Source organism: Bacillus sp. z60-11, assembly GCF_046464135.1.
Classification (GTDB): domain Bacteria; phylum Bacillota; class Bacilli; order Bacillales; family Bacillaceae; genus Bacillus; species Bacillus sonorensis_A.
The window spans coordinates 324,993-346,277 of the sequence record NZ_JBIYSN010000005.1; the positions used below are offsets into that span (position 1 = coordinate 324,993).

General features: G+C 47.8%; 19 protein-coding genes. 10 read left to right on the forward strand and 9 right to left on the reverse strand.

What is annotated here, in order from left to right; all coding sequences use genetic code 11:
- The first annotated feature begins 30 nt into the window (after positions 1-30).
- The 3 genes from ACINLD_RS16260 to rbsB are packed head-to-tail and all read left to right on the forward strand — an operon-like array spanning position 31 to position 3,412.
- The gene (locus tag ACINLD_RS16260; protein WP_410207079.1) at positions 31-1,512 is read left to right on the forward strand and encodes a sugar ABC transporter ATP-binding protein; all 1,482 of its coding nucleotides are present in this window, start codon (positions 31-33) and stop codon (positions 1,510-1,512) included.
- A gap of 1 nt (position 1,513) precedes the next feature.
- Positions 1,514-2,482 carry a ribose ABC transporter permease RbsC gene (rbsC, locus tag ACINLD_RS16265; RefSeq protein WP_026589003.1) on the forward strand — a complete coding sequence of 323 codons (969 nt, stop codon included), beginning with the start codon at positions 1,514-1,516 and terminating at the stop codon, positions 2,480-2,482.
- Between the two features lie 15 nt (positions 2,483-2,497).
- A complete protein-coding gene (gene rbsB, locus ACINLD_RS16270) occupies positions 2,498-3,412 on the forward strand; it encodes a ribose ABC transporter substrate-binding protein RbsB (RefSeq protein WP_026589004.1) in 915 nt (304 codons plus the stop codon).
- Positions 3,413-3,432: 20 nt separating this feature from the next.
- On the opposite strand, the gene ACINLD_RS16275 is transcribed toward rbsB, so the two are convergent.
- Entirely contained in the window at positions 3,433-4,365 is a 933-nt protein-coding gene (locus ACINLD_RS16275; RefSeq protein WP_077736065.1) for a LysR family transcriptional regulator, read from the reverse strand.
- Positions 4,366-4,478: 113 nt separating this feature from the next.
- Here ACINLD_RS16275 and ACINLD_RS16280 point away from each other — a divergent pair, with 113 nt between their 5' ends.
- Positions 4,479-5,246, forward strand: coding sequence for a class I SAM-dependent methyltransferase (locus tag ACINLD_RS16280; RefSeq protein ID WP_051290439.1), 768 nt, complete (start codon positions 4,479-4,481; stop codon positions 5,244-5,246).
- A gap of 38 nt (positions 5,247-5,284) precedes the next feature.
- Here the strand turns inward: ACINLD_RS16280 and budA are convergent, their stop codons facing one another.
- Both budA and alsS read right to left on the reverse strand, forming a co-directional pair.
- On the reverse strand, positions 5,285-6,049 hold the full coding sequence (budA, locus tag ACINLD_RS16285) for an acetolactate decarboxylase (protein ID WP_026589007.1): 765 nt from the start codon (positions 6,047-6,049) through the stop codon (positions 5,285-5,287).
- Between the two features lie 51 nt (positions 6,050-6,100).
- On the reverse strand, positions 6,101-7,846 hold the full coding sequence (gene alsS, locus ACINLD_RS16290; protein ID WP_372708859.1) for an acetolactate synthase AlsS: 1,746 nt from the start codon (positions 7,844-7,846) through the stop codon (positions 6,101-6,103).
- Between the two features lie 133 nt (positions 7,847-7,979).
- Between alsS and alsR the strand changes: the two genes are divergently transcribed.
- A complete protein-coding gene (gene alsR / locus ACINLD_RS16295; protein WP_026589009.1) occupies positions 7,980-8,864 on the forward strand; it encodes an acetoin biosynthesis transcriptional regulator AlsR in 885 nt (294 codons plus the stop codon).
- A 62-nt stretch (positions 8,865-8,926) separates the two neighbouring features.
- Here the strand turns inward: alsR and ggt are convergent, their stop codons facing one another.
- Complete coding sequence (gene ggt / locus ACINLD_RS16300) at positions 8,927-10,504, reverse strand: gamma-glutamyltransferase (RefSeq protein ID WP_410207080.1); 1,578 nt, start codon at positions 10,502-10,504, stop codon at positions 8,927-8,929.
- A gap of 233 nt (positions 10,505-10,737) precedes the next feature.
- Here ggt and ACINLD_RS16305 point away from each other — a divergent pair, with 233 nt between their 5' ends.
- From ACINLD_RS16305 to ACINLD_RS16315, 3 genes are read left to right on the forward strand one after another with little or no spacing between them, the layout of a single operon-like run.
- Entirely contained in the window at positions 10,738-11,214 is a 477-nt protein-coding gene (locus ACINLD_RS16305; protein ID WP_277692952.1) for an Lrp/AsnC family transcriptional regulator, read from the forward strand.
- 13 nt (positions 11,215-11,227) lie between these two features.
- Positions 11,228-11,818 carry a chromate transporter gene (locus ACINLD_RS16310; RefSeq protein WP_236251195.1) on the forward strand — a complete coding sequence of 197 codons (591 nt, stop codon included), beginning with the start codon at positions 11,228-11,230 and terminating at the stop codon, positions 11,816-11,818.
- Positions 11,815-12,351, forward strand: a complete 537-nt coding sequence (locus ACINLD_RS16315) for a chromate transporter (RefSeq protein WP_077736064.1) — start codon at positions 11,815-11,817, stop codon at positions 12,349-12,351. The genes ACINLD_RS16310 and ACINLD_RS16315 overlap by 4 nt, the downstream gene beginning before the upstream one ends.
- An 11-nt stretch (positions 12,352-12,362) precedes the next feature.
- On the opposite strand, the gene ACINLD_RS16320 is transcribed toward ACINLD_RS16315, so the two are convergent.
- From ACINLD_RS16320 to ACINLD_RS16335, 4 genes are all read right to left on the reverse strand, one after another.
- Positions 12,363-13,679, reverse strand: coding sequence for a UDP-glucose dehydrogenase family protein (locus tag ACINLD_RS16320; RefSeq protein WP_410207081.1), 1,317 nt, complete (start codon positions 13,677-13,679; stop codon positions 12,363-12,365).
- A 57-nt stretch (positions 13,680-13,736) separates the two neighbouring features.
- Positions 13,737-14,486 (reverse strand): tyrosine-protein phosphatase, encoded by a 750-nt coding sequence (locus ACINLD_RS16325; RefSeq protein ID WP_410207082.1) that lies wholly within the window; start codon positions 14,484-14,486, stop codon positions 13,737-13,739.
- 22 nt (positions 14,487-14,508) lie between these two features.
- Entirely contained in the window at positions 14,509-15,231 is a 723-nt protein-coding gene (locus ACINLD_RS16330) for a YveK family protein (protein WP_077736063.1), read from the reverse strand.
- Positions 15,232-15,454: 223 nt separating this feature from the next.
- The gene (locus ACINLD_RS16335) at positions 15,455-15,598 is read right to left on the reverse strand and encodes a hypothetical protein (RefSeq protein ID WP_142246073.1); all 144 of its coding nucleotides are present in this window, start codon (positions 15,596-15,598) and stop codon (positions 15,455-15,457) included.
- 216 nt (positions 15,599-15,814) lie between these two features.
- Between ACINLD_RS16335 and ACINLD_RS16340 the strand changes: the two genes are divergently transcribed.
- Entirely contained in the window at positions 15,815-17,407 is a 1,593-nt protein-coding gene (locus ACINLD_RS16340) for an SWIM zinc finger domain-containing protein (protein ID WP_026589017.1), read from the forward strand.
- Positions 17,394-20,159 carry a DEAD/DEAH box helicase gene (locus ACINLD_RS16345; RefSeq protein WP_077736062.1) on the forward strand — a complete coding sequence of 922 codons (2,766 nt, stop codon included), beginning with the start codon at positions 17,394-17,396 and terminating at the stop codon, positions 20,157-20,159. Before ACINLD_RS16340 ends, ACINLD_RS16345 begins: the two co-directional genes overlap by 14 nt.
- Before the next feature lie 140 nt (positions 20,160-20,299).
- On the opposite strand, the gene ACINLD_RS16350 is transcribed toward ACINLD_RS16345, so the two are convergent.
- On the reverse strand, positions 20,300-21,285 hold a 986-nt coding region (locus ACINLD_RS16350; RefSeq protein ID WP_410207083.1), incomplete at its 5' end, for an IS1182 family transposase.

Genomic DNA, 21,285 nt, shown 5'->3' on the forward strand with positions numbered 1-21,285 from the left:
ATCCTCACATCTGGAAAGAAGGGGTAGCCTATGCATATTGAAATGAAAGACATTTATAAGGCATTTGGACAAAACCAGGTTTTGTCCGGTGTTTCCTTCGAACTTCAGGAAGGTGAAATCCATGCCTTAATGGGAGAAAACGGAGCGGGAAAATCAACCTTGATGAATCTATTGACCGGCCTTCACAAGCTGGACAGCGGAATGATCAAGATCGACGGGAAGGAAACGTATTTTTCCGATCCGAAGGATGCTGAACAAAACGGCATCGCCTTCATCCACCAAGAGCTGAACATTTGGCCGGAAATGACCGTCTTGGAGAATTTATTTATCGGCCGGGAGCTGTCTTTAACACTCGGATTTTTAAATAACAAAAAAATGAAAGCGCTAGCAAAATCCCAACTTGATAAACTGGGCGTCTCCATCTCTCTCGATCAAGAAGCCGGCCACTGTTCCGTCGGCCAGCAGCAAATGATTGAAATCGCCAAAGCGCTGATGACAGACGCCAAGGTGATCATCATGGATGAACCGACAGCGGCTTTGACAGAGCGAGAAATCAAGAAGCTGTTCGAAGTCATTGCAGCATTGAAGAAAAATGGCGTGTCCATCGTCTATATTTCCCACCGCATGGAGGAGATTTTTACGATTTGCGACCGGATTACAGTTATGCGCGACGGAAAAACGGTCGATACAAAAAGAATTCCAGACACCGACTTTCATGAAGTTGTGAAAAAAATGGTCGGCCGGGAGCTGACGGAACGCTATCCCGCAAGGAATCCAAACCCGGGTGCAGCCGTGCTCGAAGTCAAGAATGCTTCAAAAAAAGGAATCTTCCACAATATCAGCTTCACCATCCATGCCGGTGAGATCGTCGGGATATCCGGCCTGATGGGAGCGGGGCGCACGGAGATGATGAGAGCCATTTTCGGACTCGATCCGCTTGATTCAGGAGAGATTTTGATTAACGGCAAAAAAACGGCTGTCAAAAAGCCGAGCGACGCCGTTCAACGAGGGATCGGCTTTATCACTGAAAACCGGAAAGACGAAGGCCTTGTGCTCGATGCGTCGATCAGGGACAACATTGCACTGCCAAACCTCGCCAGCTTTTCTCCGAAAGGATGGATCGATCAAAAAAGCGAGCAGGAATTCGTCGACTTGTTGATCAAACGGCTGACGATCAAAACCGCTTCGCGCGAAACCGATGCGCGCAGCCTTTCTGGGGGAAACCAGCAGAAAGTGGTCATTGCCAAATGGATCGGCATCGGCCCTAAAGTTCTGATTATGGATGAACCGACGCGCGGCGTCGATGTCGGAGCCAAAAGGGAAATTTACGAGCTGATGAATGAGCTGACAGACCGCGGCGTCGCGATCATAATGGTCTCATCAGAACTCCCCGAGATCCTCGGGATGAGCGACCGGGTCCTTGTCATCCATGAAGGAACGCTCAGCGGAGAATTGTCAAGAAAAGACGCGACACAAGAACGGATTATGACACTCGCTACAGGAGGGCGGTAACATGAATCAGCAACCGGCTAAACATATTGAAAAAAGCCTTAATATCGACTCTGTTTTACAAAAACTCGGCCCGCTTCTCGGGCTGATCATTCTCGTTGTCATCGTTTCGGTATTAAATCCGAGCTTTTTAGAGCCGTTAAATATTTTAAACCTGCTGCGTCAGGTCGCGATCAATGCGCTGATCGCGTTTGGCATGACCTTTGTCATTCTGACGGGAGGTATCGACCTTTCCGTCGGCGCGATTCTCGCATTATCAAGCGCTTTAATCGCCGGGATGATCGTCGGCGGCATCGACCCTATTTTCGCCATTATCATCGGCTGTCTGATCGGGGCTGTGCTGGGGATGGTAAACGGGCTTTTGATCACAAAAGGCAAGATGGCTCCATTTATCGCAACGCTTGCGACAATGACGATTTTCCGCGGACTGACGATGGTCTATACGGATGGAAACCCGATTACAGGGCTCGGCACCAGCTACGGCTTTCAGCTTTTCGGCCGCGGCTACCTGTTGGGCATTCCCGTCCCCGCCGTCACCATGGCGGCAGCTTTTGTCATCCTTTGGGCGATTCTTCATCAAACACCGTTCGGACGCCGCACATACGCGATCGGCGGTAACGAAAAAGCGGCGCTGATTTCTGGAATTAAAGTGCCGCGGATCAAAGTGATGATCTATGGTCTTTCCGGCCTTTTATCCGCATTGGCGGGAGCCATTTTGACGTCGCGCTTGAATTCTGCCCAGCCGACGGCGGGCACCTCTTATGAGCTTGACGCCATCGCCGCCGTCGTTTTGGGCGGAACAAGCCTTGCCGGAGGAAGAGGACGGATCGTCGGCACACTGATCGGTGTGCTCATCATCGGAACATTAAATAACGGTTTGAACCTGATCGGCGTCTCCTCGTTTTTCCAAATGGTCGTCAAAGGTATCGTCATTTTGATCGCAGTCTTGCTTGACCGCAAGAAATCCGCATAAGGAGGGCTATTATTGATGAAAAACATACTGACGCTGCTTACGGCATTCATGCTTCTGTTTTTGTCAGCCTGTTCGTTGGAGCCGCCGGAATGGGCCAAACCAAAAAAAGACAATGGATCTGATATCAAAATCGGTTTATCCGTCTCCACTCTGAAAAATCCGTTTTTCGTTTCCTTAAAAAACGGTGTTGTCAATGAAGCGAAAAAACGGGGAATCGAAGTGATCGTCGTTGATGCACAGGACGATTCAGCTAAACAGATCAATGATGTAGAAGACCTTCTCCAGCAAGGTGTGGATGCTCTTTTGATCAATCCGACGGATTCCTCGGCGATTTCCACGGCCGTCCAATCCGCCAATTCGCTCGGCATCCCGGTCATCACCCTTGACCGCTCAGCTGATAAAGGAAAAGTGGAAACGCTTGTCGCTTCAGATAATGTAAAAGGCGGACAAATGGCAGCCGATTACATCGTGAAACAGCTTGGAAAAGGCGCCAAAGTCGCTGAGCTGGAGGGTGTTCCCGGCGCTTCGGCGACAAGGGAGCGCGGCTCCGGTTTTCACAAAACGGCGGATCAAAAACTCGATGTCATCGCCAAGCAAACGGCCAACTTTGACCGGACAAAAGGGCTGAACGTCATGGAAAACCTCCTTCAAGGACACCCGGATATTCAAGCCGTCTTCGCTCATAACGATGAGATGGCGCTCGGTGCGATCGAAGCGATCAGAAGCTCTGGCAAGGACATCCTTGTCGTCGGTTTTGACGGAAATGAAGATGCGGTCAAAGCGGTGAAAGCGGGAGATATGGCAGCCACGATCGCCCAGCAGCCGGAATTGATCGGCAAGCTCGCAGTTCAGGCCGCCAAGGATATTTTAAACGGGAAAAAGGTCGAGCAAACGATCCCGGCCCCGCTGAAGCTGGAAGCCAAAAAATAAGCGGATGAACCGGACCTCAATCAAAAGGAGGTCCGGTTCATTTTTTTCGCTGCCTCCATAAACGCTTTAGCAGCACGGCTTACATAACAGTTTTCCGAATAGGCAAACACAAGGGTTCGGGACGATCCCGTATCTAAAGGGGCATAGATCATTTTGCCGGATGTTTCCCTCATCACCATCCGGGGCACCACGGTGACACCCATTCCATGTTCAACAAGGGACTGTGCGGTTTCAATGCTGCTTGTTTTGAAAGTCACCCGCGGCTTAAACCCGGCTTCTGCACAGAGATCAAGCACAGTCCTTCTGAACCCGTACCCTTCTTTTAATAAAATAAACGGAACAGCTTCAGCCGCCTTTAATGGAACGGCCGTTTTTTCCGCTTCGTTTCGGACGGAATAAATAAACGTCTGCAATGGCTCCGTCATCCAGCTCTGCTTTTCAAACGGGACGGCCAGAAAAAGCGGCTCTGTCAAGATTGGCACGGTTGCCAGCCGTTCATTTTCAATCGGCAGCGGCAAAATTGACAAATCAATTTCACCATTTTCCGTCATTTCCTCCAACACTGCTGGCGATTCTTCGATCAGCTGGACATGTACATTCGGATGTTTGTCCAAAAACGCTTTTAACAGCGGGGGCAGCAGATAGGCTCCCGTAACAGCCGGCATCCCGATCGACAGCTCTGTCCCCATTTCCAGCCGCTGATCCCGCATTTCGCGCAGCAGTTCATCTCTCGCCCTGAGCATCTCCTGTGCCCTTTGAATAAACCGTTTTCCTTGGGGAGTCGGAGACACGCCCCCCCTTTTCCGGTAAAAGAGGGGAAAGCCAAGCTCGAACTCCAGTTTTTTGATTTGCTGGCTCAGCGATGGCTGAGCGATATGAAGGCTGTCAGCAGCTTTCGTAAAACTGCCTTGCTGATAGATTTCAACGGTATATTCAAAAAGTCTCATCTCCATGTTCCTTAAGTCCTCCATAGTTTCAGACTATCGTTTTCATATATTTTATATCTTAGACTTATATATGTCACTTCGATACCATGAATCCATAACCATATGGGAGGATGATGTTCATGAAAACGAGCGCTCAGCAGCAATTTTCAAAAAACCCTGACCAGTATCGCGATGAACCGATATTTTCAGCAGGAAAGGATCTTGATGTAATGATCGACAGCACCGTTCTGCAAGGAAATGAAACCTTGCTTGATGTCGGGACTGGTGCGGGCCATACGGCGATTGCCTTTTCACCGTTTGTCAAACAGTGCACAGGGATCGATGTCACAGAAGAAATGGTGAAGACCGCCGCTCTTTTTGCCAAAGAAAAAAATGCCCGCAATGTGACATTTCTTCAAGGGGATGCAGAAAACCTCGATTTTCCCGACGCTTCCTTTGATATCGTCACATGCCGTTTTGCGGCCCACCATTTTCCTGACATCCGCCGGGCGATGACCGAAATCGCCCGCGTTCTGAAGCCGGGCGGAAGCTTTATCCTCGTGGACCATCACGCGCCTGAAAATAAGGCCCTCGACAAGTTTATCAACCGGCTCAATCAGATGAGAGATCCGTCGCACGTCCGCGAATATTCGCTTGCCGAATGGAACAAATGGTTTGAAGAACACGGGCTGGATTATATGGAACAGGGAAAGTGGAATATCCCCATTGAATACGACAGCTGGATTGACCGGGGAGCCGTGCCTGAGGAAAAAAGGCCGGACATTGCCGCCCATTTGACCGGATCATCGCAGGCATGCCGCGATAAATTTCAAATTGTCCTGGACGAAAACGGCCGTCCTCTGTCTTTCTGCCTTAAAGGGATTTTAATTTTAGGAAAGAAGCGATAATGGCTGAAAAAGCCCTCTTTTTGAAAGAGGGCTTTTCTTCATTGTTCCGGATTTCCTTCTGTCGCTTCAATGCCTGCCACAAGATCGTGGCTTGCTAAATCCGCTTTAAAGAAATCCTTCGTATTCGGTAATCTGAGGTTCATGTTCAGTTTTTGCGAAATCTGAACCGTACATTTTTCGATTTCATAATCAAATACATGCCCGCCGCCATTGCGTTCTTCATCAATAAAATGAAGGTGAAAGCCTGATACGGCGATACCGTGAGCAAACCCAGGCGTCCAAAAGCCGACGATTGTGCCTTTAATGTCGTCAAAATCGAAGATCGGCTGGGATTTAACCGCTTCGACCATCGGGACGTACGGTTTTTCCTGTAATTCCACCGTTCTCGTTTTCACTTTTTTAAAGACACCGTCCATGCGAATCGCATAAAACAGATTTTCGCTCGGCATGACCTTTTTCATCTCTTTTTCAAACTGTTCAAGCGTCATTCGTTGATTGATCTCATGGTAAATGTCCGGACGGAAGAACGTTAGCGAACAAAAAGGAGAACAGTCCGTTTCTTCAATGGGATAGGCCTTTCCATCTGAACGGAGTCGGTAAAACTCACCGTCAAACCCGATCAGTTCTCCGTCAAGCTGATTAAACGTACCGATCCCGAAGTCTCCGTGCTCCTTAATCTCCGACATGTAAAAATCCCCGTCGTAAATACCGTCCAATAGGGAAACCATCGTCGAGACCTGATAGACTTGGTCAAGATTTTTATCGATCGATGAAATGACTTTCTGCTTGCTTATACTTTTCATGCTCCTCTTTTCACTCCCTTGATTTTTTCGTTGTGATTGGACATGGTGTGATCAAGATTGCTTAGAGGTTTGTTTATTGAATTGTTCCTCAAATGCTTTTGGAAAACGCTGGTCTGCCAAATGCACGTTATCACTGTAATCAACCGGGATATCAATAACGACAGGTCCCTCTGCATCAAGACCTTCTTTAAGCACATCCTGCAGCTCATCAGGAGAATTGACTCTCAATCCTTTTGCTCCAAAGCTTTCAGCATATTTTACGATATCGATATTGCCAAAGTCGACTCCTGACGTCCGGTTGTATTTCATTTCCTGCTGGAACGCCACCATGTCGTATGTGCTGTCATTCCAGACGAGGTGGACAATCGGCGCTTTCAATCTGACCGCTGTCTCCAATTCCATCGCTGAGAACAAGAAGCCGCCGTCTCCTGAAACAGATACGACTTTTTGCCCCGGATTGACAAGGGTTGCCGCAATCGCCCAAGGCAGAGCAACACCGAGCGTTTGCATACCGTTTGAAATCAAGAGGCCAAGCGGACGGTAGGAACGGAAATATCTCGACATCCAAATGGCATGGGAACCGATGTCACAGGTCACCGTCAAATCATCGCTCAGCAATTGGCGCAAATCTTGAATGATTTGCAGCGGATGAACAAGATCCGCTTTTTTCTCTTTAGGCGGTTCGCTTTGTTCCGCCAATGCTTTCTTTAAGTATTGAAGAACAGGCGCGAGCGGTTTGTCGATTGAAACAGGCAGAGAGTCATGCTCAATATGGTTTAAAGTCTCTGCGATGTCACCGATAAGCTCAATTTCAGGCTGGTAGTCATGATCGATATCAGCTTGAATTTCATCAAGGTGAATAATGCTGCGCTCACCTTTTCCATTCCAAAAGACCGGATCATATTCAATCGGATCATAGCCGATCGTCAGGACGACATCCGCTTTTTCCAATAACATATCACCGGGCTGATTGCGGAATAATCCGATGCGGCCGAAGTATTGGTCTTCGAGATCGTGGGAAAGCGTTCCTGCCGCCTGATATGTTTCAACGAACGGAAGCTTCACTTTTCTAAGCAGACGGCGGACCGCTTCTGCCGCTTCAGGTCTTCCTCCTTTCATGCCGACAAGCACGACGGGAAGGTTCGCATTATGAAGTTTGGCGATGGCCGCGCTGATCAGTTCATCCGGAGCCGCGCCCAACTTCGGCGCCGGCAAGGTTCCCACCGGTTTGGCGGTTGCCGGGCCGGACGTCACGTCCTGCGGAAGGCTGAGAAAGGCTGCGCCGGCCTGTCCAGAAGCCGCCGCTCTGAACGCATTGGTCATGGCTTCAGGAATATTATTAGAATCCTCTACTTCTGCGCTGTATTTTGTAATCGGCTGAAACAACGCCGCGTTATCCATCGATTGATGCGTTTTCTTGAGACGATCCGCTCTTTTTACAGCACCCGCCAGGGCAACAACCGGATCTCCTTCTGTATTGGCTGTTACAAGACCGGTAGCTAAATTAGACGCTCCCGGACCTGAAGTCACCAGGCAAACACCGGGCTTTCCAGTCAATCGTCCGACTGCCGCCGCCATAAATGCTGCATTCTGCTCGTGACGGCAAACGATCAATTCAGGCCCCTTGTCTTTCAACACGTCATAAACCGCATCGATTTTTGCTCCCGGAATACCGAAAACATGAGTGACACCTTGCTGAATGAGACTGTCCACCACAAGCTCTGCTCCTCTTACAGTAAGAGTTTCATTTTTAGCGGCTAGATTATTCAAAGCCCTCACTCCTCCATTTTCATTCATTTACAATGAATTTTTAATAAATTTATTGTATTATTAAATATACATCTTGTGGAAATTGTTTTCCAATACTTCTTTGTCTTACAATTAATATGTAAAACGACTGAAATCGCATTCAGAAAGGAATGAGTGAATGATGGAGCTGCGCCACCTTCGTTATTTTATGGTTGTAGCCGAAGAGCTGCATTTCGGAAAAGCAGCTCTTCGGCTGCAAATGACACAGCCTCCGCTCAGCCAGCAAATAAAACAGCTTGAAAGTGAGATTGGCGTAACCTTGCTGAAGAGATCAAAAAGAGCCGTCAAACTGACGGCAGCAGGCAGTGTTTTTTTAAAGCAAATCACCGAAGGCCTCTCCCAGATTGACCAGGCGGTCGACATGGCCCAGCGTACGGCGCGGGGGGAGCTTGGCAGACTCGTGATCGGCTTTGTCGGTTCTGCAACGTTTGAGATCATGCCACCGATCATCAGGGAATACCGTAACCAGTTTCCTTCCGTTAAAATTGAGCTGAGGGAGCTTTCAACCCCCAATCAAATCAAAGCTTTATTAAACGGGCATATTGACATCGGTGTACTGCACCCCCCGCTGGGAAACGATGAACTGAAAACAAACACATTGAAGAAAAGCCGCTGCGTTCTCGCGCTTCCGAAATATCATCCGCTGACCGAAAAAGCCCGGGTTCAATTGAAAGACCTTGAAGATGAAGCGCTGATTGTCATCGCTAAAGAATCGTGGCCCTCTTTGTATACAGAGTTCAACTTTTTGTGTGAAAAAGCCGGATTTATCCCAAACATCGCCCAGGAAGCCACCGAATACCAGATGGTGATCGGCCTCGTATCGGCTGGAATGGGAGTTGCGGTCGTGCCGGCGGCGGCCAAACGGCTCTTTAATCTCGATGTGATCTACAAAGAAATCGAAGACATGCCGCTTCACGCAGAATGGATAACCGCACATAGAAAAGACAACCGAAATCCCGCTTTGAAGCATTTTATCGATGTGTCAAACGAGCAAAACAATCAATAGACTGGCAGAAAACGAGACAACACCCTCGCCAAAGGGGGTTGTCTCGAAAAACAGCCTTGTGTTCAAACACCGATGGCGGCACCATCGCTTCTCGGGTCTGTTCCACCCCGAAGGAAACCGTGATCATCCATTTGAATAACCGCCGCATGTCCCACGATCCCGTCATAATCATTGACTGCCGTCACCCGGTGTCCGTTCTCTCTCAGCTTTTGAATCACCTCGGGCGCGACTCTGTTTTCAATTCTCAAACCCTCAACCTGATCCCCCCATGTTCTGCCCCACACCCATCTCGGCTCATTGACGGCTGTCTGCGGATCCATCCCGTAATCTATCATTCTCGTCAATAGAGCCGTCTGCGTCTGAGGCTGCCCTTCACCACCCTGTGTTCCGTAGAGGATTTTCGGTTTGCCGTCCTTGCACGCCATCGCCGGCATCAATGTATGAAACGATCTTTTGTCCGGCTCCAGCGTATTGACATGTCCTGGATCAAGGGAAAAAAACGACCCTCTGTTCTGCAGGATGATTCCCGTATCTCCAGCTGTCACACCTGAGCCAAATTCAAAATACAGACTTTGAATAAAAGACACGGCATTCCCTTCTCCATCCATGACAGCAGCATATGCTGTATCACTTCCGGCCGGCGGGCTTTCCAAAGGCATCGCCTGCGCCCCTATATCCGCTGCCAGCTTGCGGGCATATGCTTTGTCAAGCAAACGGTCAAGCGGCACCGGCGAAAAATCCGGGTCAGTTAATACTTGATTGCGGTCGGCAAAGCTTCGTTTTAATGCTTCGATCAACAGATGATAATATTCAAAAGAACCGTGTTTGATATTGGTAAAATCATAGTTTTCCAGGATGTTTAGCGTCATGAGGCCTGTGAAACCTTGGGAATTGGGAGGCATTTGATAGATGTCATATTGTCTGTATGTAGTAGAAATGGGGTCCACCCATTCCCCTTTATGGCGGGCGAAGTCTTCAAGGGTCAAAAGACCTCCGTTGTTTTGCAGATAAGCGGCTAAGACTTGAGCGATCTCCCCTTGATAAAAAGCATGTCTCCCTTTTTCTGCAAGAATCGTTAATGATGCGGCAAGTTCTTTTTGCACGAAACGCTCACCAGGGGAAGGCGGTTTTCCCCCGGGCAGGTATATGTCTGATGTCACCGGTATCTCACACATCCAGTGAGCGTTTTTTTCAGTGTTTTCACATTGATCGCGCGAGACGGGAAATCCTTGTTCAGCATACATAACCGCCGGTTCGAGAACATCTTTGAGGGAAAGGCGCCCGAAGGCCGCCACTATTTCGCACCAGCTGTCGGCCATCCCCGGAACGGTTATCGCACTCCGCACCCCTCTGGCCGGAATTGCAGCCTCGCCTGCGTATCTCTCACGAATGGCAAGCCTTCCTGACCTTCCGCTTCCATTGTACCCCTTTACAGCTCCGCTTTTTTGATGATACATCAGCCAAAATGAATCTCCGCCAAGCCCGGTCATATGCGGATAGACAACGGCAAGACAGGCGCTGACCGCCACCGCCGCGTCAAATGCATTCCCTCCTTTCTCCAGCATGCTGTGCCCAGCCAGAGAAGCAAGATAATGAGGACTGACAACCATTTGTTTTGTACCGATTTTTAATTTCTCCATACGCCCTTCCTTTCTTTTATATCCCTGTTCGTGTTTTGAAGTATAGCGGCTCGGCTTCCCGAACGCTACTTCTGCGACAGAAAAGCTCCCATTCATTTTCATTAAGATGAAGAAAACAAGAAAAACTATTCATATCGCAATCAAAATTATGATACAATTTACAAAACGTTTCATATCAATATTAACACATTGCGTTTTTAACAACCTAGAAAAATCCAAGGAAGGTGCCGATGATGAGTATCAATTACCATATGCCAAATTTAACCCTTGATGAAACAGATAAGAAAATCCTATCGATCCTGCATGAAGAAGGGAGAATCTCCTATACGGATTTAGGAAAGCGCGTCGGCTTATCAAGGGTCGCTGTCCAGACGCGAATCAATAACCTGATGGAGGAGGGAATCATTGAAAAATTCACAGCCGTGATTAATCCGGTAAAGGTGGGCATTCATGTATCCGTCTTTTTTAATGTCGAAGTCGAGCCCCAATACTTGGAGACGGTAGCCGTCGCATTGGAAAAAGAATCCGCCGTTACAAGCCTCTATCATATGACGGGCCCAAGCAAACTCCATATGCACGGAATCTTTGCCAATGATCAGGAGATGGAGGAATTTTTGACAAAGCGGCTCTATCCTTTGCAGGGGGTTGTCAGCGTTGACTGCCAGATGCTGATCAAACGTTATAAAAGCCGCATGGGTATGAAGCTTTAATACAGGAGGAGACATGCTTATGAAACACCCTTACCGCGAGCTGATCGTCGCCATGGTGAGAACGGGCATATTGGGCTTTGGAGGGGGGCCTTCCGTTATTCCGCTGATCAGGCATGAAGCCGTCACGAAATTTAAATGGATAGATGATGATGAATTCGGAGAAATTTTGGCGATCGCCAATGCGCTGCCGGGACCGATCGCCACGAAAATGTCGGCATATTTGGGACATAAAGTAAAAGGCGTCCCGGGCGCCGTCGTCGCTACAACAGCCCATATTTTGCCGACCTGCATCGCAATGGCCGCTTTGCTTGCGGCCGTCAACGTGCTCAGCCATTCAACAATCGTCAGCGGCATGATCGGCGCGGTCACCCCTGTGATCGCCGTCATGCTTGGGATCATGGCATATGAATTTGGACAAAAAGCATTGAAAGGCTTTGGAGCGGCAGCAGGCATCCTTTTCTTCATTCTTGCGTTTTTGGGGCTTCAAGTGTTTGCGATACACCCCGGGGTGATCGTGATCATCTTTTTGGCTTACGGCGCATTTCACTTTAAACTGAAACGCAAACTGCCGGAGAAAAAGGATAAAGGGGTGTCCGCCTCATGATCTTCTTTTATTTGTTTTGGGCCTTTTTCATCGCAAACCTGCTCGGCTACGGCGGCGGTCCGGCTTCAATTCCTCTCAATTTCGAAGAAGTCGTTCAGCACTTTCATTGGCTGTCAAAAGACGAATTTTCAAACATGCTTGCGCTCGCGAACGCTTTGCCCGGGCCGATCGCCACGAAAATTGCCGCATACGTCGGCTACAGTGTACTCGGATGGCCGGGCGTCATCATCGCTCTCGCCGCCACTGTTTTGCCCTCGGCGATTGCGCTCATTTTGCTGCTGAAATTGATCCGCCGCTTTCGCCAGTCGCCTGTTATCAAAGGCATGACATTGTCCGTTCAGCCGGTCATTGCCGTGATGATGCTTTTGTTGACATGGGAAATCGGCGGGAACGCAGTTCAATCGATCGGTTGGATCCAATCGCTGGTGATTGCATTGCTATCATGGGCGGCATTGACGAAATTCCGCATCCACCCCGCATTTCTCATTGTTGCGGCATTCGCTTACGGCGGTCTTGTCATACCGTTGTTTTGAGCAAAAGGCTGCTAAATATGGATGGGGACAACCTGCCGCCTGCCGATCGAATGGTATTCAACGCCCGCTTCAGCCGCTTCCCATAGCGGATAGCAATTTCGTCCGTCAAAAATAACCGGTTCATCCATCAGCGTTTTATAAGAAGCTAAAGGGAAGGATTTAATGATCTCCCAGTCTGTCAAAATCATCACCGCGTCCGCTCCTTTAACCGCGTCTTCAATCGTCTCCGCATATCGCACAGAGCCGGGCAGCATCTGTTTTGCGTGTTTTACCGCAACTGGGTCAAACGCTTTAACCGATGCGCCCATTTCAACCAGCTTTTCGGCGATGATGATGGAAGGCGCCTCCCTCATATCGTCTGTATTCGGTTTAAAGGAAAGGCCCAGCAGGGCAACCCTTTTGCCCTTTAATTCGCCGAAACGCCTGACGGCTTTTTCAAGTAAAAGGGTTTGCTGCACATTATTCACTTTAATGACCGATTTCAAAAGCTCAAAATCATGCTCGACATGGCCGGCAATCTGGACGAGCGCGTTTGTATCCTTCGGAAAACACGAGCCTCCGTATCCGATGCCGGCTTTTAAAAACTGATGGCCGATCCTTTTATCCCGTCCCATTCCATAGGCGACGGCTTCAATATCAGCTCCGAGCTTCTCACAAATATTCGATATTTCATTAATAAAACTGATTTTTGTAGCAAGAAATGCATTGGAGGCATACTTGATCATTTCTGCGCTTCTGATATCCGTTTTAAAAACAGGAGTGCGCAATGGCTTAAAAATCTGTTCAAGCAGGTCAGCCGTTTGTTCGTCCTCCGCGCCGATCACAATTCTGTCGCCGTGGAACGCATCATAGACGGCAGACCCTTCCCGCAAAAATTCGGGATTGGACGCCATCGTGAGGCGAACCCCTTCCCTTAAATGCCGCTTGATGATCGCCGAAATCAACTCGCTTGTTCCGACGGGTACCGTGCTTTTCGTCACCACAAGGCAATCGCGCTTCACATGGCGGCCGATCATTTCCGCCGCGGCTTCAATGTAGCGGAGGTCGGACTGGCCGTTTTCCTTTTGCGGGGTGCCGACCGCAATGAATATCACCTCGGCCTTTGACAGTCCTTTTTCAAAGCTTGTTTCAAATGCCAGCCTGGCGCGGGCCATATTTTTGTCAATCATCTCTTCAAGCCCCGGCTCATAGATTGGCGACACTCCATTTCTTAAGGAAGCGATCTTTTTTTCGTCAATATCAATGCATGTGACATGATGGCCGATTTCCGCTAAACAGACGCCTGTCACAAGACCGACATAGCCTGTGCCAACAATCGAAATATGCATGCTGCTCCTCCTCTGACTGAGTAAAATGCCGGCTTAAACGGAGCATCCCGGGATTTTTCAGAGCAGGCCCAACAGCCTTTTCTTTCTGATGGGAAGCGGCGGCTCTTTTGGAATCACCCGGTTTTGTAAAAGAAGCCCGGCATTTTCTATAAACATACTCAAGAAGTCGCGGCCATATTCGTTTTCTACGGCATCAAATAAGAAGGAGCGTGTCGTGAGATTGTGGGCGTCTGAGGCGATGAAATGGGCGAGATTTGCTTCGATCAAGCGGCGGGACAGCCATTTAACGTTTCTGCCGAAGCGTCCGGCGAGACTTGAACATGTAAGCTGGACACATGCGCCATTTTTAACAAGGCGGTACAATACACCGGGGTTTTCCATTACTTCTATGTTTCTCTCAGGGTGGGCAATAACCGGAATATATCCGTTTAATTGAAGATCAAACAGCAGTTTTTCCGCATAGCGCGGCACATGATGATAAGGCAGCTCGATCAGCACATACTTCGTATCAGAGAGGCTGAGCAGTCTGCCGCGGCGGAGGTCATCCTTCAATTCCCCGTATAAACGGATTTCCTGTCCTTGTGTGATGTTTAGCGGGATATGTTCCTGCTCTATTCTGGCTCTTAATGCTGAGACGCCGGCAAGGATTTTCTCTTTTTGATTCCTGTATCGACGGTTTTGATGAGGGGTTGCGATAATGGTATGTATCCCTTGAGCAACGGCTTTTTTCGCCATTCCCAAACTGTCATTTATGCTCATTGCACCGTCATCGACATCCGCAAGAATGTGGCAATGAATATCGATCATAATCGAACCTCCTGTCAGGCATTTAAAACGTCTGATCCTTCCCGCTGAAGATATGCGGATTTACAGCCTGGCCTTTTTTCGACTTCATATACAAAATGTTTCCTAAGACGGACAGCTCCAGCTCCTTTTCAATGTCCTCTTCGTTTTTGACGGTGTTTTTCAAAAGTTCAAAAAGAAACGCGAGCCCCGCTCCAAACAGCAGACCGAATGCTGTAAATCCGGCGATATTAAACGTTTTATTCGGACTGATCGGAACCGGTGAAGCGTCCGGCATGGCTTTTGCCACAATATTGACTTCGGTTTTTTCGCCCATGATATTTTGAATGTCTCTCTTAAAAACGGAAACAACGGTATTGGCGAGATTCACCGCCTTGGAATAATCCTTGTCAGTGGCGGATATACTGACAATCTGCGACTCGTTTTCACTGACAACCGTTATTTTTTTCTTCAGCTCTTCAGCCGTTTCCCGCAGGCTGAGGTCTTTTTTGACTTGATTGAGTATGATCGGGCTTTCCATAATGGCGTTATAGGTGTTGATGAGTTCGAGATTGGTCTGAATGTCGGCGAAATTAGAGGTTTGACGGCCGTTGATGAGGATTTGAGCAGATGCCTGATAAACCGGTGTAAGGAAAAAAAAGTTGACGGCGGCGCTGGACAAAGCTGCCGTTATGGTCATCACGGTGATGAGAACAAACCTTTTTTTCAACACGAGGAACACGTCTTTAAAACCGATTTTATCTTCCATAGAAGCCCCCCACGATTTGCGGATTTGTTGTAATTTTCAGCAAATTGTACAACTACCTTAATTATACATATAATGGTTCGGTTTCAGGGAAGAAACTTCTTGACAAATAGCGGGAGATAGCGGGAATCTTTCGTCTTTATATGGTGTTATAGATCGACTTTTGCAGGACCTGCGCGCTTTTTGCTGAACGAAAAAGTGCGAGAGACCAAGTCTATCGCACTTTTTACGTTGTATATCCATTTTTGATATGAAGAATTAAATCTTCAAGAAGTTCTTTCGTCGTAATATCTTTCGACTTCTCGCCAATATCATAAGCATGCATAAGAATTTTCAAAAATTCTTCCTGATTCAATTCCTTGTCATCCATATCCTTTTCCTCTCAGCTTCCATGAATTAAAAATATTTCGGATCATACTTCAAATTATATGATGTAAGGATTCAATTTGCCATAGTCTATTACATTATTCGACACCGATTCGTTTTTATGTCCATTTCCCCGGAAAATCTTTTTTGGATTGACGGATTAAGCTATAATAGAGAGATTGGAAACTTTTTAAAAGTCATTCGGTTAGGAGCGATGGACATGCTTCAAAGTATGATCCCAAAGACAGTTGTAATGGAAGCGGCTGAACAGTTTAAGCATGTACTGCCGTGCACTGCTGAGAACATTCAGCTGATGAAAAAAGCGCTGATCTTATACAGACAAGATTCCGTTTACAGAGTCAAGCCGCTGAACGGGCATACAGTCTCCGCTTACGTTCAGGATGTTGTCCCGGTTAAGGTTGAAATCGACCTATCCGATATCAAAAAAAGCACCTGTACATGCCCTGCCCAAAACATCTGCCGCCATGTGCTTGCCGTTTACTTATATATATATGCACAATATGAACGATTGGGCACTTTCACGGAATTTTGGAAAGAAGAGAAACGGCGCGAGCGCCAGGACATGCTGGTTGGGCAAATGCATCATAAGTCTGGGAAAGATTCGCTGCACAGCTGGATCAGCTTTTTCAAAAGCGAATTCAGGCGTTGGGAGGAGTATACGCCGAAAAACCAGCAGACGATGCAATACCTGTATTACGGCTATTTTTCAAGTTTAAAAAAGCGGACACCGGCTGAGGCGGAACTGAAAAAAATGTACCAGATCCATGCGGCCCTTGCGACATGGCTGGCCATGCATACATTAATTGAAAAAGGCCGGATCGACCCGGAGAAAGATTTTTATTCGCTCAACCCTTACATCGAACAGCTGATGGATACGATCTACAGCGCGATCGATGAACTGAAGACATATGCGCTGTCCTTTTCCCTAGACCCGTTTTTGGAAAAGACGCCCGCCGTCCTGCGGGAACTGCTTCTGAAACGGGACATTTTCCAATACGAAAGACTGCGGATTTTCGGAGAGGTATGGAGCGCACTCCTTTCACGCCCGAAATGGCTGAAAGAAGAGCTGAACATCTTAAGCGGACTGAAGGCGTCTCCCGAAGTTCAATTCGGCCGGCTTCATCTTGAGTTTCTGCTGAAAAACGATGATGCCATTTTTGAAAAATCGGCCGCGTTTTCTCCTGAAATCCTTCCGTTTACATTTCAATGGCTCGGAATCATGACGGCAAAAAAAGACTGGAAGCGTCTAAAAAAATGGTATGAACAGCTGGAAAACCTTGTGGAAGGCTTTTGCAGACTCGACAAACCGTACCGGGAAATACGAGATGTCTTAAGCGAATTTTTCCTGTTTCTCGGAGATTACAGCCATCATACAAAGGACGAGCATGTGTTTGAAAGGTATTGCCGAAAATGTCTTCCATATACATTTACAGAGTACAGCCAATTTCTTTATGGCAAACAGCGGTTTATGGAATGGATGGAGATCCACAGCCTCGTCGGTTTTTCCATTTCAGAAATCGGACAAAATGCCTTAAAGGATATCGCGGCGGCAGCGCCTGAAGCGCTGATCCCTTCCTATCACAGGGAAATTGTCGAGCTGATTGAGCAGAAAAACCGCTCCGCTTATAAAGATGCCGTCAAATATTTAAAAAAATTGCGCACGTTTTATAAGAAGTTGAAAAAACAGGCTGTCTGGGACCGGTTTATGGTACAGCTTTCATCCCGCTATAAAAGGCTGCGGGCATTTCAGGAGGAGCTAAAGAAAGGAAAGTTAATTGATGGCGAGTCTTAAAGAAATCGTAATCCATGTCGAACAGTCTGAAGACTGCACATTCATTTTATCTTGTTATGATCAGCAGCAGCAGCAGCTCTCACGAAGTGAGATGGAACGGCATTTATTCCAGTGGCATGAATCATCCTTTTACGGCACCTTCCTTGAAGATGCCGGTTTGGAAACACCGGCCGTTGTTCTGTCTCCCTGGATGGCGGCCGAATTTCTCGGGAAAAACTCGTTTAATTCCTTTAGCGAGATCATCCTGACCGAGGAAACGGAGCCTTTAATGAAAACCGCTTCAACCATTTATGAATTCATCGAAGATCAAGATTTCCTCCCCGACTATGAAGCATGGAAGCAAGGTGTTATACGCTTTAAGGACCAGGAAGGGCTGCTGGAGGGCTATACGGCGGAATGGTTTTCCCGCGCTGTGGAAGATTACATCGACTATCATGACGAGCTGAAAGCGAAATGGGAAGAGATCGTGGCGCATTCCCCGGCGGTCACCACATTCCAGGGGCATTTTCTTGATGAAGAAGACTTTCTTGAAACGATCGGCTGGCGTGAAAATCCCGCGCCGTTCACCGTCGGGCTCCGTTTAAACGAACCTGAGTTTGACGGCGACGATTGGAAAATCGAATTGTTTCTGCGCGATAAAAAAAGCGGCGATATTCGCTTTTTTGACGGTTTGAACAGCCTGAAAAAATCATGGAAAACCTACGCGGACAAAATCGCCCGTGAGCAGGACCGGTTCCGCCAAATCGTGCCGTGGCTTTCAATCGAATCGGGTACAACGCTTTTGTCAGAAGAAGAAGCTTGGATCTTCTTATCAGAGGCAAGTGAAACACTCGTCAATATGGGGATCGAAATCCTCCTCCCGTCGTGGTGGCAAATTGTTAAAGACAGCAATATGATGCTGAAGGCGAAGGTGTCGCAGGCTCCCCGCGGAGAATCTTTTGTCGGGATGAACGCGCTCATGGACTTCAACTGGCGATTTGCGACAAATGGAATTGAACTGACGGAGGAGGAATTTCATCAGCTTGTCGCCAATAAAAGGCGGCTCGTCAATATCCGCGGCCAATGGATTAAAATCGATCCGAATTTTATCAAACAAATGAAAAAGCTGATGGAGCGGGCGGAAACTGAAGGACTTCATATGTCAGATATTCTGGCGCGCGAACTGACGGACAAAAACGACATGCCGGATGAAGACGGCCTGTTCGACGCATCCGCTTTCAGCGAGGTTCGTTTCGAACTGTCCTATCAGCTCAAAAATATGATCAGAAAGCTGAGCCACAGAGACGAGCTTCCCGCCTATCCCATCGGCAAAACCTTTCAAGGCAAGCTCCGAGCCTATCAGGAGGATGGCGTAAACTGGCTGATTTTTCTCAGAAACTGCGGCTTTGGCGCCTGCCTCGCCGATGATATGGGACTCGGAAAAACCATTCAAATGATCGCTTATTTCGCCTATTTAAAAGAACAGGGGCAAAAAGCGCCGTCTCTGATTATCGCGCCGACTTCCGTCCTCGGCAACTGGCAGCGCGAGCTTGAGACGTTCGCCCCCGGCTTGTCGGCCGCGCTCCACTACGGGCCAAAACGCCCGAAAGGTGAAGCGTTTCTCGAGTTTTGCAAAGATCAGGACATTATTTTGACATCTTACGGCCTTGCACAGTCCGATTTTGACGAACTCGCTTCTGTGACGTGGAACTGCATCTGCCTTGACGAGGCGCAAAACATTAAAAACGCGCATACGAAGCAATCCCGCTCGATCAGAAAGCTGAACGGCCTTCACCATATCGCGCTGAGCGGAACACCGATGGAAAATCGTCTGACAGAGCTTTGGTCGATTTACGATTTTATGAATAAAGGCTACCTCGGAAGTCTTGGCAGCTTTCACAAGCGCTTCGTCCTGCCGATTGAAAAAGATCGTGATGAAAAGCGGATCGAGCAGCTCCAGCAGCTGATTAAGCCGTTTTTATTGCGGAGGACAAAACGGGATCAGGAGGTCGCGCTCAACCTGCCGGAAAAACAGGAGGAAAAAGAATTCGTGCCGCTTTCCGCCGAGCAGGCTTCCCTTTACGAGCAGCTCGTCAAAGATACGTTCGAACATATGACAAACCTTGCCGGCATGCAGCGGAAAGCTTTGATCCTCAGCATGCTCGGCAAGCTGAAACAGATCTGCGACCACCCGGCCCTTTACTTAAAGGAATTCGGATCGGAACTTCTTCACGGCAGATCCGTCAAACTGGAAAAACTGCTCGAATTGGCGAAAACCGTCCGTGAAAGCGATGAAAGCTGCCTGATTTTCACCCAGTACATCGGAATGGGCGACATGATGAAGCGCCAGCTTGAAACATCGTTGGGCGAACCGGTCAAGTTTCTAAACGGAAGCCTGTCAAAACCTGAACGGGACAAGATGGTGGAACAGTTTCAAAATAAGGAGTTCCCTATCCTGATCTTGTCCTTAAAAGCGGGAGGAACAGGACTGAATCTGACGGCCGCCAACCATGTCGTCCACTATGACAGATGGTGGAATCCGGCGGTTGAAAACCAGGCCACAGACCGGGCATACCGAATCGGGCAACAACGCTTTGTACACGTCCATAAGCTCATTACCACCGGTACGATTGAAGAAAAAATCGACCGGATGCTCGAATCCAAGCAATCATTGAATGATCAGATCATTCAAAGCGAAAACTGGATCACCGAGCTTTCTGAAGATGAGCTTGAAGAATTATTCACACTGAACGCTTCGGCGATTACGGGTTAACTTAAAAAACAGCTGTCTTGCGAAGACAGCTGTTTTTCAGCTTGTAGAGAAACCCATGTTTTTCTACAAGCTTTTTGTTTTAAATAGGTTTTGATATGTTTTTCTTCTTACAAAGAAACAGAAAAAGGCCTCCCACACTCCTAGCCTAGCTTCGCTAGGTGTGTGGCAATCTTCTTCATATTCTGGCAGGTAGCTGTGAGGAGAACTTGTTCCGTCACATTCCGTTTTCCCCTCAACCGGCAGTAGCGAAGCCCATGCAGCTGTTTTGAATCTGCAAAGCTTCGCTCTATTTTTTCTTTTCTTTTTTTGTAGAGGGTTTTTCCTGAGGCAGTCAAACGATTTTCCCTGACCTTTTCTTTATGATCCTCCCATATGTGTCTTGAAACGACCTTCTGATGGTTTTTAGATCGTGTACAGCTCTCAAGCAGAGGACATGAAGCGCATTTTTCAGGATTTGATTTATAAAACCTGTAGCCTTTTCGATCGGTTGTGGAGTAAAAAAGTGTTTGTCCGTTTGGACAAATGTACTGATCTTTTTCATTGTCGTATTGAAACTTCCATTTAGGAAACAAACCTTTTTTAGGATGAAAGCGTCTGTGGGCAATGACGCCAAAAATATGGCGGTCGGAAAGCCCTTTACAGATTGGTGTTGTTAAATAGCCGGAATCCAGAGCGACGGCTTCAACTTGAAAACCAAATCGTCCGATTTGGTGATCTAAACGATCAAGATAAGGTGCAGAATCATGGACATTGCCAGGTGTTACATAGGCATCGGTGATGATATTGTATTTCATATCCGTTGTTCGATGATCCAAATAGAAAAAACCTTCAGGTTTATTTTCACGGTAAAGATAGCCGCTTTCGGGATCGGTGGCACTGTGGCGAATTTCTTTTTTAGCTTTCACCTCCTCTTTGGCTTTTAAAGACTTTTTTCCGTGCGCCTCCCGATCTTCTTGCACGGCTTCATCCAAGTCCTTTATATAGTTTTGTGTATCCTGTTCAATCGTTTTCCTCGTATATTTATGCTTGTTGGCGTTGGCTTTGAGATGGGTTGAATCGGTAAAAAGGACACGCCCGCCAACCATTTCGTGATTGATGGCTTGAAGGACAATTTCATCAAAAATAT